This is a genomic window from Nonomuraea fuscirosea, assembly GCF_035917475.1.
Classification (GTDB): Bacteria; Actinomycetota; Actinomycetes; order Streptosporangiales; family Streptosporangiaceae; genus Nonomuraea; species Nonomuraea fuscirosea.
The window spans coordinates 1607527-1623604 of sequence record NZ_CP109074.1 but is presented as its reverse complement, the minus strand read 5'-3'; the positions used below and the strand labels follow the sequence as shown (position 1 = coordinate 1623604).

Here is a 16078-nt window from a genome sequence, read left to right as displayed (position 1 = left end):
CAGAAACGCTGCGGGCCGCGCTGAGGTGACCAGCGGCTCGCAGGTTATCCCTTCCATGGTTCAGGCGGCGGCGGTTCAGGTAACGGCGGGCAACCGCCCGCGGCCGCTGTGTGACAGCCGACGCGAACAAAAGCCGCCGAAATGGGCGCTGACCGACGTTGCTCCTCCGAAACGCCGGCTGACCTCCTTCCTCCCCGGTCTCAGCCCTCCGCCCGCGGGCGTCGGCGGAGATCGCGCGTGCTCGGGTCGCCGGGGGACGGCATTCGGGTCGGGGACGAGCCCCGCCTGACGGAGCAACCCGTACACATCGGTCTCGCCCCAGAACTCGACGATCTTGCCATCATGCAGTCGGTACGACTTGATCCCTGTCATGGTCAGATCTCTGCCCGTGCGGTCGTGCGCATAGGTCAGCGTGAAGGCCGCAGTGACCCGGTCCCCGGCCGCGAAGAGGTCGTCGATGCGCACGCGCAGTTCGACAATCCGGGCGTCAAGATCGACGCTTCGACATGGTGCCGCCCTCGCACGTGCTGGCCCGCGCCATGGATGAGCACATCCTCGGCCATTAGGCCCTCTAGGTCAGTTGTCCGACGGTCCTCGAAGATCCGCAAGTAGCGGCGGACGACTTCGGCATGACGCTGGGCGATGGATTTCGTCACGTCCGGCATGCACAACCCTCGCAATCGCGCGGCCACTGACCAAATATCGGAGCTCAGGAGATCGTGTCTCCGCCTTCACCGATCAGGCGGTCATCTCTTGTTTCAGCGAGGTATTCGTTCACCTGGCGCGGGTTGCAGCCGCGCCACGCTGTCACGAAATGAGCTTTCCTGCTTGTGGGAGAAGCGTCATCATGCGGCCGCTCCAGCGACGCTATGTAGCTGTCCACGTCGTGCCGGCGGTAACCGCGCATCGTGATCTCGAAGCGAGGATTCCCGTGGGTTTGCCGGGTCCTCGTGCGTAGAAATCACGCATCGTACTCGCGCAAAGCACGACGCCCAAGAGTACGAGGGCCAGGAGTGTCGCGAATTCGAAGCCGGAAGGCCGGACGATGACCAGTCTCGTCAGGCCGAAAATCACGATGATCGGCGGAGCGGTGAGCGCGATGATTTCTGTGTGACGGGGAGGCCGTTCCACCAGGGCCTGCGGTCCGCCGGGCTCATGGGCTCGATATGTCAGAGCGCGGCCTGCCGGTACATGTCTCCAGGGCGTCAAGGAGCAGACGCTTCGACGAAGGTCATGCGGCTACAGACTTCGCCGCACGGCTCGGCCGCCAAGGTGCGAGCTGAAGCACTCCGAACGTCACCTCGACCACGAGGAACAGCCACAACACCCGCGTGACGCCCTGGCTCAACGCATAGGCCTGCCAGATCGCGAAAAGCGTGCGTGCGGCGCCGTCGAACAGTCCGTGCACCGGCAGTGGTCTGACGATGCGCAGAACGGCCCAGACGACGACCACCGAACCCATCAGATTCGCGTACAGAATCTGCAGGGGATCGAGGGACGGCAGGACGCCCAGTCCGAGGGTGGCGCCCAATGACGAGAGGGCGCCGTGGACGAGGGCGTAGGTCCACGGCGTCACGAATCCGGCCGTGACGACGAGGTCGTACCAGGCGCTCGCACGCACGACGTGCAGATAGGAGGGACGGGAAGGGGTGAAACGGCGGATCACGGTGGACCTCCTGCGGTTGCTCAGCGGGAGTGCCACGCTAAAGGGTGGAGTAGGCTCCAAGGTCAAGTCCGGAGCCGACGGAGGATCATGCGCATCGGAGAACTGGCCGCCCAGGCGGGCATGACCAAGGACACCATTCGGTTCTACGAAAAGGTCGGCCTCGTCGCAGGCCATCGGCTGGCCAACGGCTATCGCGATTTCCCTCCCGAGACAGTGGTCTGGCTGCATTACGTACGCACGGCGCAGAAGCTCGGTTTCTCGCTGGCGGAGATCGCACGGCATGGCGAGGAGCTGCGCGACGCACCGGACAGCGCGGAGGCCCTGTCCGCGCTGTTCCAAGAGAAGATCCAGGTCATCGATGAGCGCATGGCCGAACTCGGTGCCCTGCGAGCCGAACTCACCGCACGTGTCGGCACCGGGTGCCCGTTGCGGGCGAGCTGAAGGTGCGCAGCGCCCATCGCCATCTCGGGTTGATGGCCTCTTCTCGCTGGTCAGAGCAGCATGATCTTTTCTTTCACATGTGGCACGAAGGCTGATCTTCATAGCGACTTGCCCGGCAGTGCGACCGCGCGGACGACGGCAAGCGAGCTGGTCCGGCTCGTTGGTGCTGCTCGTCATCCGTGCTGATCGGCGAGGCCGCAGTTCGCGTAAGGAGTAGTCGCAGGCAGTCCGGTAACCGGTGCGAGGCAGCACGTCAATCCAGTCGAGGTCACGGACAGGGATGGCATACCGCTCGACTTCATGATCCACGTGCCGAGGCCACGACTCGCCGATAGGCAGTGTCTGGCCCGCCGGCGGCCGGGGTCGTGCAGGAAAGCCGCTCGTGCTGGCCGAGCGACTGACGGCCGCCTCCCCTCGCGAAGCCGCCCCTCACCCAGTACATTTTTCTTCGTCGCGTCCGGGCTCGGTGTCTCCTCGCTAGTTTCTCTGGGTGAACGGGATGGTGGCATGGATTTCCAGCTTGCCGTGGTCGCCGACCATGTCGTCTGCGTGACCAGCATCCTCATGCTCGTCCTGTCGGCGGCATTCCTCGCCTTCTCCGCGTTCAAACGCGACGCTGCGGAAAATGCCGGAAAGGGAGGGCATGTGTTATCTGCCGGCGCCCTCACTCTCATGGGCAGCCTTCTGGCCAGCGCCACCTGCCTGCCGACCTGGTTCGGTGTTTCCTACGAGGACTCCAGCAAAATCCTGCAAGCGATCGGCGGCATCTCGGCGGTGACGGGCGCGACGATGGCGATCAGGTCGCTGCCCGGATTCATGCGCTTCATCCGTCCCGTGCTCCGCCTCCTCCAGGCCCTGGGCGCCCTCGTGGTCTTTCTCGCCGTGATCATGGGCATAGCCACGATCCCTAGGGCGGCCACCGGGTATATGGACATCGAATACCTGAAGGGCGACAAACCGGCCAGAAGTCGCGAATGTCAGCCAATTCTAGGCTTCGCCTATTGCACCGACCATTACACCCTACGACTCCCCAGCCGCTCCCAAACGGACACGACATACCGGGTCAATTGTTTGGCCTACTGCGGTGGAAACACCATCATCCGCCTTCAGGTGGCCGGATGCCCAGAAACGAAGTCCAGCTACGAAATCACCGGAATCGTTCCTGCTCTCCGAGGCGAACTCAACTCCGCCGACTCACCCCTCCAGATCAAGACGGACGATATGTCCCCCGGTCAGGGCCTCCGGATCCACCTCCGCAGAACCGACCCGGCCACTTGCCCCGCCGATTTCATCCTGATTTCCGGCAAGCTGATGTAATGGGCACGAACGAAAGCAGATCGTCGAGGATCTCGCGGGAGTGTGTCAATGGATTCGTGCATCAAGGCAACCGGAAAGTGATGGGGTGACGAGTCGGCCTGTAGGCCGGGTTCTGTCCTTCTGATGAAGGGGCGACCATCCATCTAGGGCCGCCGTTGCCGGCGGTCTCAAGCGGTCTACCCGCGCGGCTCGGGCGGGCAGCCCTCGAACGTCGCGCGCGGAACGCTCCGGAGAGCGTCCCTTCTTGACCTTGCTCCGGGTGGGGTTTACCTAGCCGCCCACGTCGCCGTGGGCGCTGGTGGTCTCTTACACCACCCTTTCACCCTCACCTCCCGGCCAGGCCGGAAGGCGGTCTGCTTTCTGTGGCACTTTCCCGCGGGTCACCCCGGGTCGGCGTTACCGACCACCCTGCCCTGTGGAGCCCGGACCTTCCTCGGCGGGCCTGATGAGGCCCGACGCGGTCGCCCGGCCGACTCGTCTGCGGAAGGCTATCAAACTTCACGTCGTTTCCCACTCAAGCGCAAGATCGGACGGCTGGAATGAGGTGGTCATCGCCTGAGGGGGGTGGTGGCGAAGTCGGCGGCCGTGCCGGGTGACACAGTCCCGGCACGGCCCCGGTCAGCGCAGGTGGGAGGTGTCGTTGAACGACTTCACCACGGACGGGCCGTCCGCGTAGTACTCGATCAGCGACAGGCAGGCCAGGTCGAGGTGCATGCGGTAGAGCGACTCCAGCGGCGCCATCAGGGCCTGCCTGAGGAGCAGCTTGATGGGCGTCACGTGCGAGACCGCCAGCACCGTCTTGCCCTCGTGCCGTTCCGCCAGCCGTTCCCTGGCCGCCTCGACGCGGCGGGCGGTGGTGGCGAAGCTCTCGCCGCCCGGTGGGGCGACCTCGGGGTCGGCGAGCCAGGCCGCGAGCTCGGCGGGCCAGCGGCGCTGCACCTCCGTGAACGTGTGGCCCTCCCAGGCGCCGAAATCGGCCTCTCTGAGGTCTTCGCACATCTCCACGTCGAGGCCGGTGCGGGCGGCGACCGCCTGCGCGGTCTGGCGGGCGCGGGTGAGCGGGGAGGTGACGATCACGTCCAGCCGGTACGGCTCCCGCGACAGCCGCTCCGCCGCCGCCGACGCCTGGGCCAGGCCGGCGGCCGTGAGCTCGGCGTCGCCCCGGCCCGAGAACCGGCGTTCGACGGACAGTTCGGTCTCGCCGTGGCGGAGGAGGAGCAGGGAGGTGGCGACGCGGGTAGGCGGGGCCCAGCCGGTGCCGGTGGCCGTGCCCGCGGGTCTGGCTGTCTGCTGGGCGGTGGCGAGGGAGGCGGTGGGGCCGGACAGTTCGGAGATGTCGCCCGCGTCGAGGAGGTCGGTCTGCCCCGTGGCCGCCGGCTTCTTCGTTGCCTTGGTGGCCGTTCGGCGGCCGGCCTCGGGGGTTCCGTCATCCCCGCGCGTGCCGGTCGCGGGCCCGGCTTCGGTGGCCGTGCCGCCCGCCGTCCAGGTGAGGCCCTTGGCGGCGGCGTCCATGGCCTCGTTGGCCAGGCGGTCGGCGTGCTTGTTGCGTTCGCGCGGAATCCACGTCCACTCGGTCACGCGCAGCCGCCTGACCAGCGAGCCGGCCTGCGCCGCCAGCGGGCGCAGGCCCTCGTTCTTGATCTTCCAGCGGCCGGCCATCTGCTCGACGACCAGCTTCGAGTCCATCCGCACGGCCACGGCCGAGCCGTCGCCGCCCAGGTCGAGCACCGCCTGCAGGCCCGCGATCAGGCCGCGGTATTCGGCGACGTTGTTGGTGGTGACGCCGATCGCCTCGGCCGCCTCCGCCAGCACCTGGCCGTCGGCGGCGTCCTTGACGACCGCGCCGTAGCCGGCCGGCCCCGGGTTGCCCCGCGAGCCGCCGTCGGCCTCGATGACGTAGGAGGTCACAGGCCTGACTCTGCCGTACGGACGAGGATGCGGCGGCACTCCTCACACCGGAGCACCTCGTCGTGGGGAGCGGCCTTGATGCGGTTCATCTCGGCGATGGACAGGGCCACCTTGCAGCCCTGGCACCGGCCGCCGTGCAGCATGGCGGCGCCGACGCCGTACTGCTCCCTGAGCTTCTCGTAGAGCTTGAGCAGGTCGGCGGGGATCTCACCGGCGACGCCCGTGCGGCGGCCCTGGACCTCGGCCGACTCCTTCTCGATCTCACCGAACGCGGCGTCACGGCGGTCCTCGGCCGCCGAGAGCTCGGCGCGGACCTCGTCGCGCTTCGTCACCAGGTCGGTCACCTTGGTGTCGGCGGCCTCCCGGCGCTCCATGATCTCCAGCACGACCTCTTCCAGATCGCCCTGGCGCTTGTGCAGCGAGACGATCTCGGACTGGAGGCTCGCCAGGTCGCGGGGCGAGGTCACGGCGCCGGAGTCGAGGCGCTTCTGGTCACGGTCGGCCCTGGTGCGCACGGCTTCGACGTCACTCTCGGCCTTGCTCTGCTCACGCGCCAGGTCGCCCGACTCGGTCTCGGCCTCGATCACCTGGGTAGCGAGCCTGGCGTGCAGCTTGGACCGCTCGTCGATCACGGCCAGCTCGGGAAGGGTGCGGCGGCGGTGGGCCAGCCGGTCAATCACGGAGTCGAGCTCTGCCAGGTCGAGCAGTCGCTTCTGGGCCTCGGGGGCTGCTTTCATGATCAATATCCTCTTGTCCAAGCATCGGTGACCGTGGCGGAGACACGCGTCTCAACGGTAACGCCACTGGCGTGCAGGATGGACGCCGCGCTGTCGAGCCACGGCCACTCCGTCGCCCAGTGGGCGGCGTCGATCAGCGCGGGGCCGCCGGACTCCACGAACTCGCTGGCCGGATGGTGCCGCAGATCGGCGGTCAGGAAGACGTCGACGCCCGCGGCGGCGGCCGTGGCGAGCAGCGAGTCGCCCGCGCCGCCGCTGACCGCCACCCGCGCGACCGGGCGGGACGGGTCGCCCGCCACGCGGATGCCCGCGGACGTCCGCGGCAGGCCCTTGGCCGCCTGCTCGGCGAACTCCTCCAGCGTCATGCCCGCCGCCACCTCCCCGATGCGGCCCAGCCCGCGCCACGGGTCGTCCGCGAACGGTTTGAGCGGCACCAGGTCGCCCACCAGCCCGACAGCCCTGGCCAGGGCGTCGGAGACCCCCGGATTGGCGACGTCGGCGTTGGTGTGGGCGGTGTAGAGGGCTATGTCGTTCTTGATCAGGGTGCGGATCAGCCGGCCCTTCGGCGTGGTGGCCGCGACGGTCGTGGTGCCGCGCAGGTAGAGCGGGTGATGGGTGACGATCAGGTCGGCCCCCCAGTCGAGCGCCTCCTCGGCCACGGCGGCGACCGGGTCGACCGCGAGCAGCACCCGGCGCACCTCCTGGGCCGGATCTCCGCTGACCAGCCCCACCGCGTCCCACGACTCCGCCCTGGCGGGCGGGTAGGCCGCCTCCAGCACCTCGATCACGTTCGTCAACGTCACAGCAGCCACCTGCGCAGACTACCGGTCCGCCGGGTTCGCGGGGTGTCTTCGGAACGGGGTTCGGCGTAACGTAAGTGGATCCTGACTTCGAGGCGGGAGGGACGGCATGGCACCAAGCGTGGCGATCGTCGGTGCGGGGTTCGGTGGGCTGTGCATGGCGATCCGGCTCGAACGCGCCGGCATCCGGTCGTACACGGTCTTCGAGAAGGCCGGTGATCTCGGCGGCACCTGGCGGGACAACAGCTATCCCGGGGCCGGGTGCGACATTCCCTCGCATCTGTACTCGTACTCATTCGAGAAGTACTCAAGCTGGACACGGCGGTACCCCGAGCAGCCCGAGATTCTCGGCTATCTCGCCCACTGCGCGGACAAGTACCACGTCAGGGGAAAAATCCGGTTCCGTACGGAGGTCAGGCGCGCGGTGTTCGACGGCTCGGCCTGGCAGGTGACCACGGTTTCGGCGGACGGCGCGGAGCGTACGGAGCGGTTCGACGTGGTGGTCATGGGGGTGGGGCAGCTCAATCGGCCTCGGTTGCCAGACATTCCCGGCATGTCGGATTTCAAGGGCGTCTCGTTCCACTCCTCCCGCTGGAACCACGAGCACGACCTCACCGGCAGGCGCGTCGCGGTGATCGGGAACGGATCGTCGGCGGCCCAGTTCATCCCGCGTGTCGCCGAACGGGCGGGGCACCTCAGCGTCTTCCAGCGCACGCCCAACTGGGTCATCCCCAAGCCGGACGCCACGTTCGGGCCGCTGGTCAGGCTCGCCTTCCACTACGTGCCTGGGCTGCAGCGCGCCTACCGCGAATGGATCTACCGGTACGCGGAGGGCACCCTCTACCCCGCGCTCGCCCAGGGCTGGAGCGAGGGCATGCTCAAGCAGCGGGCGCTGCGCCACCTGCGCGACCAGGTGCCCGACCCCGAGCTGCGGGCCAGGCTCACGCCCGACTATCCGCCCGGCTGCAAGAGAGTCGTCATCGACAGCTCCTTCTACCCGGCCCTCACCAGACCCGATGTGTCACTGGTCACCGACAAGATCGTCCGGATCACGCCCAAGGGCGTCGAGACCACCGAAGGCTCGTACGAGGTCGACACCATCGTCTACGGCACCGGTTTCCGGAGCACCGAGTTCCTCGCGCCGATGGAGGTGATCGGCCGCGACGGGCTCTCCCTGGAGCAGCGGTGGAAGGACGGCGCCGAGGCCTACCTGGGCATCTCGCTGCCGGCCTTCCCCAACCTGTTCATGTTGTACGGGCCCAACACCAACCTCGGGCACAACTCCATCATCTTCATGATCGAATGCCAGGTGAACCATGTCATGGCGTGCCTGCCGTACCTGGCCGGGCAGGGGCCCATCGAGGTGCGGCCCGAGGCGATGGCGGCCTGGCGGCGCCAGCTCGCCGCGGCCATGGCGCGGATGGTGTGGGGTGAGGGCTGTCGGAGCTGGTACAAGACGGCCGACGGGCGCGTCACGAACAACTGGCCGGGGCCGACGACGCTCTACCGCCGGCTCACGGCCCGGCCGCCACGACCGGCGTACCGCAGCGCCGGCGCCACCTGAAGGGGCCACCTGACAGGGCCACCTGAAGGGGCCACCTGAGGAGGCCCGCCCTCGCCAGGTCCAGCGATTCTCCCTGGTGGCACATGTATCCGCCTGGGGTGAAAAACCGGAGTGCTTTGTGGAGCTGGAACGAGGCCCGCGATACCGTCCGTCCCATGACGAACTCCCTGCACGAGCGCGCGATCGTGGCCGACACCCACAACGATCTCCTCATGGCCGTCTCGGCCAGGCCGCCACGTCAGTGGGCCTCGTTCTTCCGTGAGAGATGGCTGCCCCAGTTGCGTGACGGCGGCGTGAACCTCCAGGTGCTGCCCGTCTTCATCGACGACCAGTACCGGCCTGAGGGCGCGCTGCGGCAGACGTTGCGCATGATCGAGTGTGCTCACGTGCTGGCCGAGGGGAACGCCGAACACGTACGGCTCTGCCTCGACGCCGCCGACATCGACGAGGCGCTCGCCGACGGCAGGATCGCCCTGGTGCTGGCCATGGAGAGCATGCCGGGCCTCGACGCGAGCGTCGAGCTGATCTCGACCGTGCACCGGCTGGGCGTACGGGTGGCCTCGATCGCCCACTTCGGCCGCACGCCGCTGGCCGACGGCAGCGGCGAGGACGCGACCGGCAGCGGCCTGACCACGGACGGCGTCGCCGCGCTGGCCGAGATGGAACGGCTCGGCATCGTCTTCGACGTCTCCCACCTGGGCGCCTCCGGCGTCGAGCACGTGCTGGAGCTGGCCACCAAGCCGGTCATGGCCACCCACTCCTCCGCCCGCGCCCTGCGCGACCACCACCGCAACCTCACCGACGACCAGCTCCGCGCCGTCGCCGCCACCGGGGGCGTGATCTGCGTCAACTTCTTCGCCCCCTTCCTGGCGGAGGACGCGCGCGACATGACGCTCGACCGCCTGCTCGACCACATCGAGCACATCGTGTCCGTCGCGGGCGTCGACCACGTGGGGCTCGGCCCCGACTTCATCCGCGAGGTGATGGACGACCTGACGCCGCCGTGCTGCGAGGACGTCTACGCCAGAGGCGTGGACCCGAAGCGGGCCGTCCCAGGGCTGGAGGGCCCGGCCGGGCTGCCCATGGTGACCGAGGGACTGCTGGCGCGCGGCCTGCCGGAGAAGGACGTCATGGCGATCATCGGCGGGAACGTGCACCGCTTCCTCGGGGAGCGGCTGGCGTGAACGACACCGCGAGCATGATCGAGGACCTCGAAGAGCTGGTCCGCTGCGAATCGTTCTCCAGCGACCTGGAGGCCGTGGCCCGCAGCGCGAAGGTCGTCGCCGCGATGGGGACCCGCTACCTGGGCACGGCCCCGGAAGTGCTGATGATCGACGGCGTCACGCATCTGCGCTGGTCGTTCGGCACGCCCAGGGTCCTGCTGCTCGGCCACCACGACACCGTCTGGCCGATCGGCAGCCTCGCCACCCACCCCTGGTCCGTGGTGGACGGCGTGGCCAGGGGGCCGGGGGTGTTCGACATGAAGGCGGGGCTGGTGCAGACCTTCCACGCCCTGGCCGGGCTCGACTCGCTCGACGGCGTCACGCTGCTGGTCACCGGCGACGAGGAGGTCGGCTCGATCAGCTCGGCCCCGCTGATCCAGGAGACCGCGCGCGGGCTGGCCGCCGCCTTCGTGATGGAGGCCAGCGCCGACGGCGGCGCGCTGAAGACGGCCCGCAAGGGCACCTCGCTCTACCACGTCAACGTGCACGGCAAGGCGGCCCACTCCGGCCTCGAACCGGAGAAGGGGGCGAACGCCGGAATCGAGCTGGCCCACCAGATCCTGGCCATCGCGGCCCTGGGGGCGGGCGCGACCACCGTCACCCCGACGGCCCTGTCGGGCGGCACCACGCTCAACACGGTTCCCGCTGCGGCCACGGTGGGCGTGGACGTGCGGGCGGCGGAGGTGGCCGAGCAGACCAGGGTGGACGCGGCGATGCACGCCCTGCGGCCGGTGCTGCCGGGCACCCGGCTGGAGATCCTCGGCGGCCCCAACCGGCGGCCGCTGGAGACCTCGATGTCGGCCGGCCTCTTCGCGAGGGCGCGGGAGCTGGCGGCCGGGCTGGGGCTGGAGCCGCTGACCTCGGCCTCGGTGGGCGGCGCCTCCGACGGCAACTTCACCGCCGGCGTCGGCTGCCCGACACTCGACGGGCTGGGCGGGGTGGGCGGCGGGGCGCACGCCGACCACGAGCACGTCATCGTGGCCGAGATGCCCGGCCGCACCGCCCTGCTGCGGGCGCTGATCGAGGCCGTCCGCTAGCTGATCGGCTCGGCCGGCTGGTGTCAGGGGGCCGGCCGAGCCGGCCCTCTGACGCCTCGGTCAGACGAGCGGGCCGAGCCTGCGGTCCATGTCGCAGCGGTTGCTGAACGTCTCGTGGAACGACGTCGGCCGGCCGTACCAGTGGCCCTTCACCTCGACCTCCACCGGGTCGAAGATCAGCGGGCAGGGCCCCGGGTCGACGTTCAGATCGTGGACGTGCCCGTCCACCCCGTGCAATGCGTCGCAGGCGGCCCGCGGATGTGGGTGGACCCCGCCGTCCGGGTCGCACGTCAGGCGGGTGGCGTAGGCGCCGCCCGCGCGCGGGGTGACCGTGATGAAGAGCTCGGCTCCCGCGGCGGCCTGGGCGGGAAGCGCCGTGAACGGCACGGCGAACGTGGCGGCCACGCAGAGTCCGAGCGCGGCCAGCCTGCGGGCCGCGGTCAGCACGAGCGTCATGAGAACCTCCCTGGTCAGCGGTGTCCCGGAGCGGGACGGCGCACCCGTCATGACTACCGTGTGTAATCGCAGCGCCACCAGCGATCACAAGGGCATCTGATCGTGTTCGATCGGACACAGAATGGTGTCTTCGCTGGTCATAGGCAGGCCTGCCGTGGTGGCAGGCGAGCCCGGGCCCATGAGCCGGACGCTGGGCGGAGCCAGGGAAGCGGGCGGCCACGGCGTGGGCTTCACGGATCAGGGGGAATATGCGGCGATGATTAACTGGCTATTCCACTCACCATTTGGGTCTCTGTAATGTGACGTCCAGGTAAGTCCGAACAAGGAGATCCGCATGGCGGAGTTCACCCCCACCGTTCCTGCGCGAGTCCTGCCCGCCGTCGCCGTCCGCGACCTTCCCGAACCACCCCGATCAACCTGGCGCATCATCGGCCCCGGCCTGGTCGGCGCCGGTGTGGGCCTGGCCTCGGGAGAATTCATCCTCTGGCCGTACATCGCCTCACAAGTCGGCCTGGTCTTCATCTGGGGAGCCGCGATCGGCATCATCACCCAGTGGTTTCTCAACATGGAGATCGAGCGTTACACCCTGGCCACCGGCGAAACCGCGCTGACCGGTTTCAGCCGGATGTGGAAACACTGGGGTCTGGTCTTCGTCCTGATGGCCCTGGCCTCGAATCTCTGGCCGGGGTGGGTGACCACGTCGGCGACCATGGTGACGTACCTGACCGGGTCGGGCGAGGGCTCGGTGCGGTGGATCGCGATCGGCATGCTGATCGTGATCGCGCTCGGCCTGACACTGGCGCCGGTGATCTACACCGCGCTGGAAAAGGTGATCTTCGTGAAGATCGCCCTGGTGGCCATCCTCGCCGTGGTCGCGGTCGTCTTCGCGATCAACGCCGAGAGCTGGGTGGAGCTGGGCAAGGGCCTGTCCGTCGGCGCCCAGTTCCCCGTGCCGCCGCTGGACTTCGCGGTGCTCATGGGCGCCATCGCGTACGCCGGAGCGGGCGGCGGCCAGAACCTGTGCCAGAGCAACTGGATCCGCGACAAGGGCTTCGGCATGGGCCAGTACGTGCCACGCCTGGTCAGCCCGGTCACCGGCCACGAGGAGGCGGCCGCCTCGACCGGCTTCCAGTTCGCCCCGACGAAGGAGAACCTGGAGCGCTGGAAGCAGTGGTGGCGCTTCGCGAACGTGGAGCAGGCGTGGACGTTCGCCATGGTGTCGTTCGTGACCATCGCGCTCATGTCGATGCTGGCCTACTCCACGGTCTTCGGCCGTGAGGGGCTGGAGAACAGCATCGCCTTCCTCGAGGTCGAGGGCCAGGTGCTGCAGGACGTCGTCGGGCCCTGGTTCGGGGTGCTGTTCTGGCTGATCGGAGCGCTGGCCCTGTTCGCCTCGGCGATGGGCATCGTCGACTACACCTCGCGGCTGGCCTCCGACACGATCAAGACGGTCTACCTGCGCGACAAGGCCGTCTCGGTGAACCGGGTCTACTTCATCGTGGTCTGGGCGATGGCGGTGATCGGCACCGGGATCCTGCTGGCGGGCCTGGACCAGCCGCTGATCCTGCTGGTGTTCTCGGCGTGCTTCGCGGCCGTGATGATGTTCGTCTACTCCATCCTGCTGATCATCCTCAACCGGCGGGCGCTGCCCGAGGCCATCAAGGTGCGGTCGTACCGGCTGGGCGCGCTGGTCTGGTCGGTGGCGTTCTTCGGCACGCTGACCGTGATCGTGGTGTTCCAGCAGGCGCAGCGGTTGTTCGGCTGATCGCCTGAGCGCACGGCGGGGAGCGGGCGGCCGGTACGGGCCGCCCGCTTCCCCGCCGGTTGACCTCAAGCGCACCTGAGGTTGCAGACTCGGCCGCATGAACGTGGTCGAGGTGACGAAGTACGGTGGCCCCGAGGTGCTCGTGGCGGGGCGGGCACCGGATCCCGTAGCCCAGGCGGGACAGCTGGTGATCGGCGTGTCGGTGGCGGACGTCATGTCCATCGACGCGCAGTTGCGTTCCGGGTGGGGGCGCGAGTGGTTCCCGGGCGAGCCGCCGTACGTGCCGGGCAGCGGAGTGGCCGGGCGGGTCCTGTCGGTGGGCGACGGGGTGGACGCCGGCTGGATCGGGCGGCGGGTCGCCGCGCTGGTTCCCGGCGGCGGGTACGCCGAGCGGGTCGCGGCGGACGCGGAGACGGTCGTGACGGTGCCGGACGAGGTTCCCCTCTGGCGGGCGGCGGCGCTGGTCCAGGTGGGTCCCGCGGCGTTGAGTCTGATACGGGCGGCCGGCCTGGAGCCGGGGACACGGGTGCTGGTCACCGGAGCCGGCGGGGCGCTGGGGCTGGCGCTCGTCGGGCTGGCGACCGCGGCCGGGGCCCGGGTCACGGCGGCGGCGCACGGCCCGGCCAAACAGCGGGCGGCCCTGGAGGCGGGCGCGGCGACGGTCGTCGACTATCCGCGGCTCGAAGACCCGGACGCCCTGACCGAACCGGGCGACTCGACCGGCCTGTCCCGTCCGCACGACCCGGGCGACTCGACCGACTTGTCCCGGCCAGACGACCGCACCGGCGCGGGCGGCTTGACCGGCTTGTCCCGGCCGGACGACCGCACCGACGCGGACGGCCCGGCTGCGCCGGGCGGTGGCGGGCGGTTCGAGGTCGTGTTCGACGGGGTCGGCGGTGAGGTCGGCGGGAGCGCGTTCCGGCTGCTGGGGCGGGGCGGGCGGTTCTTCGCGTACGGGGTGCCGAGCGGGGCCACCGCCGCGATCGATCCGGCGGAGGCGGACCGGCGCGGGGTGCGGGTGACCGGCATGGAGCAGGTCCAGTTCGCACCCGCCGAGTTCAGCAGGCTCGCGGAGGAGACCATGCGGGAGATCGCGGCGGGCCGGCTGGCGACCGTCGTGGGCCTGGCCGTACCCCTGGAACGGGCGCGAGAGGCGCACGCGGCGCTGGAGGCCCGCGAGCTGGTCGGCAAGGCCGTCCTGCTCGTCACCGCCCAGGCCGTCCGCTACCGCGAGCACGGCGGGCCCGAGGTGCTGGAGCTGGAGGAGGTCCCGATGCCCCGGCCGGGGCCGGGCCAGGTGCGGGTGGCGGTCAGGGCGGCGGGTGTGAACCCCATCGACAGGAAGATCCGGGCCGGTTTCCCCGGCGCCACGATCGACGGCCCCCAGGGGACGGGGATCGAGCTGGCCGGCACGGTCGACGCGCTCGGCCCTGGGGTGACCGGATGGCGGCTGGGCGACGCGGTCTTCGGCCAGGTGGCCTCGGGGGCGCTGGCCACGCACGCGATCGCCGAGGCGGACCGGCTGGTGGGCAAGCCGGCGGAGCTTTCGTACGCGGAGGCGGCGGCGCTGCCCGTCGCCGTCGGGACGGCCGTCAGGACCCTGCGCGAGCTGGGCGCCGGCCCGGGGCTGACGCTGCTGATCCACGCGGTGGCGGGCGGCGTCGGCCTGGCCGCCGCGCAACTGGCCCGCGCGCTCGGCGCCCGCGTGATCGGCACCGCCAGTGAGCGCCACCACGAAGTCCTGCGCGGCCTCGGCGTCCACCCCGTCACGTACGGGGACGGCCTGGAGGAGCGCCTGCCCGGCCGCGTGGACCGGGTGCTGGACGCCTCGGGCAGGGGCGTGCTGAAGCTGTCGGTCGAGCTGACCGGCGATCCCGCCAAGGTGATCACGATCGCGGACATGGCCGACGCGGGCGAGTTCGGCGTGCGCTTCTCCTCGGGCCGGGGCGCGAGCGCCGAGGACGACGTACGGGCCCTGCGCGACCCGCTCACGGCGGCCGGCGGCGACCGAGACAGCGCGGAAGATCCCAAGGTGGTGGTACGGGTGCCGGTCGCCGAGGTGTTCCCGCTGGAGCGGGCCGCCGAGGCCCATCGTCGCAGCGAGGACGGCCACTTCCTGGGCAAGCTGATCATCAACGCGGAAGACGCCTTTCCGCGTTAGCGGGCACACTGGTGCGCATGCTCGACACCTCGGCCCGCCTGCTCAAGCTGCTGTCCCTGTTCCAGACGCGGCGCGACTGGCCGGGCCCCGAGCTGTCCGCCCGGCTCGGCGTCTCGACCAGGACGATCCGCAACGACGTCGAGCGCCTGCGCGCGCTCGGCTACCCGGTGCACGCCACCCCCGGCGTGGCGGGCGGCTACCGGCTGGGGGCGGGGGCGGCGCTGCCTCCGCTGCTGCTCGACGACGAGGAGGCCGTCGCGGTCGCGGTCGGGCTCGGGCGTGCCGCCGGGGGCGGGGTCGAAGGGATCGAGGAGTCCTCCTTACGGGCGCTGGCCAAGCTGGAGCAGGTGCTGCCGTCCCGGCTGCGGCGGCGGGTCAGCGCGCTGAACGCCTACACCGTGCAGATCCCGGGCACCGCCCCTTCCGTCGCGCCGGACGTGCTGACCACGATCGCGAACGCGGCCCGCGACCACGAGGTGCTTCGTTTCGACTACACGGGCCACGACGGCGCGGCCGCCCTGCGGACCGCGGAGCCGTACCGGCTGGCGCACCGGCGCGGGCGCTGGTACCTGGTGGGCTACGACCTCGACCGTCGGGACTGGCGCACGTTCCGGGTGGACAGGCTGAGCCCGCGGACGCCGCCCGGCCCCCGCTTCACGCCGCGCGAGCTGCCGCAGGGCGGCGACGTGGCCGCGTACGTGGAGAAGGGCGTCAGCACGGCGATGTGGCGTCATCACGCCACGGTGCTGCTGCACGCGCCGGCGGAGCGGATCAGGGCGGTGTCGCCGAACCAGGACGTGGAGCCGGTGGACGAGTCGACCTGCCTGCTCCGGCTGGGCGGCGACGACGTGAACGGGATGGCGGTGTGGATCGGCTTCCTCGGCGTCGACTTCGAGGTGCTCGACCCGCCGGAGCTGGCCGAGCACGTCCTGCGCCTCTCCGAACGCTACCGGCGCGCGGTCAGCGGCCGGTAAGGGGGTGGTCAGCGGGGTCCGGCAGGGTC

Annotated in this window: 13 protein-coding genes, 1 other RNA gene and 2 pseudogenes; 9 read left to right on the top strand and 7 right to left on the bottom strand. The window is 70.0% G+C overall.

All coding sequences use genetic code 11. The annotated features are described in order from the left end of the window. Positions 1-75: 75 nt before the first annotated feature. Both OIE67_RS07290 and OIE67_RS07285 read right to left on the bottom strand, forming a co-directional pair. A pseudogene (locus tag OIE67_RS07290) lies at positions 76-534 on the bottom strand (ester cyclase); the annotation flags it as partial. 697 nt (positions 535-1231) lie between these two features. After that, entirely contained in the window at positions 1232-1666 is a 435-nt protein-coding gene (locus tag OIE67_RS07285; RefSeq protein WP_326637877.1) for a hypothetical protein, read from the bottom strand. An 87-nt stretch (positions 1667-1753) separates the two neighbouring features. Here OIE67_RS07285 and OIE67_RS07280 point away from each other — a divergent pair, with 87 nt between their 5' ends. Both OIE67_RS07280 and OIE67_RS07275 read left to right on the top strand, forming a co-directional pair. Then, a complete protein-coding gene (locus tag OIE67_RS07280; RefSeq protein ID WP_326637876.1) occupies positions 1754-2107 on the top strand; it encodes a MerR family transcriptional regulator in 354 nt (117 codons plus the stop codon). A gap of 507 nt (positions 2108-2614) precedes the next feature. After that, positions 2615-3424 (top strand): hypothetical protein, encoded by an 810-nt coding sequence (locus OIE67_RS07275; protein WP_326637874.1) that lies wholly within the window; start codon positions 2615-2617, stop codon positions 3422-3424. A gap of 85 nt (positions 3425-3509) precedes the next feature. Here the strand turns inward: OIE67_RS07275 and rnpB are convergent. From rnpB to OIE67_RS07255, 4 genes are all read right to left on the bottom strand, one after another. Further along, an RNA gene (rnpB, locus tag OIE67_RS07270) (RNase P RNA component class A) lies at positions 3510-3901 on the bottom strand. 141 nt (positions 3902-4042) lie between these two features. Continuing rightward, complete coding sequence (locus OIE67_RS07265) at positions 4043-5332, bottom strand: bifunctional RNase H/acid phosphatase (RefSeq protein ID WP_326637872.1); 1290 nt, start codon at positions 5330-5332, stop codon at positions 4043-4045. After that, on the bottom strand, positions 5329-6069 hold the full coding sequence (locus OIE67_RS07260) for a zinc ribbon domain-containing protein (protein ID WP_106234022.1): 741 nt from the start codon (positions 6067-6069) through the stop codon (positions 5329-5331). Before OIE67_RS07260 ends, OIE67_RS07265 begins: the two co-directional genes overlap by 4 nt. A 2-nt stretch (positions 6070-6071) precedes the next feature. After that, complete coding sequence (locus OIE67_RS07255; protein ID WP_106234020.1) at positions 6072-6872, bottom strand: Nif3-like dinuclear metal center hexameric protein; 801 nt, start codon at positions 6870-6872, stop codon at positions 6072-6074. Positions 6873-6978: 106 nt separating this feature from the next. Between OIE67_RS07255 and OIE67_RS07250 the strand changes: the two genes are divergently transcribed. From OIE67_RS07250 to OIE67_RS07240, 3 genes are all read left to right on the top strand, one after another. Continuing rightward, the gene (locus tag OIE67_RS07250) at positions 6979-8433 is read left to right on the top strand and encodes a flavin-containing monooxygenase (RefSeq protein WP_326637868.1); all 1455 of its coding nucleotides are present in this window, start codon (positions 6979-6981) and stop codon (positions 8431-8433) included. A gap of 155 nt (positions 8434-8588) precedes the next feature. Beyond that, a complete protein-coding gene (locus OIE67_RS07245; RefSeq protein WP_326637866.1) occupies positions 8589-9617 on the top strand; it encodes a dipeptidase in 1029 nt (342 codons plus the stop codon). After that, on the top strand, positions 9614-10693 hold the full coding sequence (locus OIE67_RS07240) for a M20/M25/M40 family metallo-hydrolase (RefSeq protein ID WP_326637864.1): 1080 nt from the start codon (positions 9614-9616) through the stop codon (positions 10691-10693). Before OIE67_RS07245 ends, OIE67_RS07240 begins: the two co-directional genes overlap by 4 nt. Positions 10694-10753: 60 nt before the next feature. Here OIE67_RS07240 and OIE67_RS07235 read toward each other — a convergent pair whose 3' ends face one another. Further along, on the bottom strand, positions 10754-11149 hold the full coding sequence (locus OIE67_RS07235) for an SSI family serine proteinase inhibitor (protein ID WP_326637862.1): 396 nt from the start codon (positions 11147-11149) through the stop codon (positions 10754-10756). A gap of 334 nt (positions 11150-11483) precedes the next feature. Here OIE67_RS07235 and OIE67_RS07230 point away from each other — a divergent pair, with 334 nt between their 5' ends. From OIE67_RS07230 to OIE67_RS07220, 4 genes and pseudogenes are all read left to right on the top strand, one after another. Beyond that, a complete protein-coding gene (locus OIE67_RS07230; protein WP_326637861.1) occupies positions 11484-12914 on the top strand; it encodes an Nramp family divalent metal transporter in 1431 nt (476 codons plus the stop codon). A gap of 97 nt (positions 12915-13011) precedes the next feature. After that, positions 13012-14103, top strand: a pseudogene (locus tag OIE67_RS55370) (zinc-binding dehydrogenase); the annotation flags it as partial. Between the two features lie 9 nt (positions 14104-14112). Continuing rightward, positions 14113-15075, top strand: a complete 963-nt coding sequence (locus tag OIE67_RS55365; protein ID WP_407674888.1) for an NADP-dependent oxidoreductase — start codon at positions 14113-14115, stop codon at positions 15073-15075. A 17-nt stretch (positions 15076-15092) separates the two neighbouring features. Beyond that, a complete protein-coding gene (locus OIE67_RS07220; RefSeq protein WP_326637857.1) occupies positions 15093-16049 on the top strand; it encodes a helix-turn-helix transcriptional regulator in 957 nt (318 codons plus the stop codon). Positions 16050-16078 lie beyond the last annotated feature (29 nt).

Bases quoted from the DNA above. Each gene is read 5' to 3' on its own strand.
- OIE67_RS07280 (WP_326637876.1), top strand. From the start codon at position 1,754: ATGCGCATCGGAGAACTGGCCGCCCAGGCGGGCATGACCAAGGACACC.
- OIE67_RS07275 (WP_326637874.1), top strand. From the start codon at position 2,615: ATGGATTTCCAGCTTGCCGTGGTCGCCGACCATGTCGTCTGCGTGACC.
- OIE67_RS07260 (WP_106234022.1), bottom strand. From the start codon at position 6,069: ATGAAAGCAGCCCCCGAGGCCCAGAAGCGACTGCTCGACCTGGCAGAG.
- OIE67_RS07250 (WP_326637868.1), top strand. From the start codon at position 6,979: ATGGCACCAAGCGTGGCGATCGTCGGTGCGGGGTTCGGTGGGCTGTGC.
- OIE67_RS07245 (WP_326637866.1), top strand. From the start codon at position 8,589: ATGACGAACTCCCTGCACGAGCGCGCGATCGTGGCCGACACCCACAAC.
- OIE67_RS07235 (WP_326637862.1), bottom strand. From the start codon at position 11,149: ATGACGCTCGTGCTGACCGCGGCCCGCAGGCTGGCCGCGCTCGGACTC.
- OIE67_RS07230 (WP_326637861.1), top strand. From the start codon at position 11,484: ATGGCGGAGTTCACCCCCACCGTTCCTGCGCGAGTCCTGCCCGCCGTC.
- OIE67_RS07220 (WP_326637857.1), top strand. From the start codon at position 15,093: ATGCTCGACACCTCGGCCCGCCTGCTCAAGCTGCTGTCCCTGTTCCAG.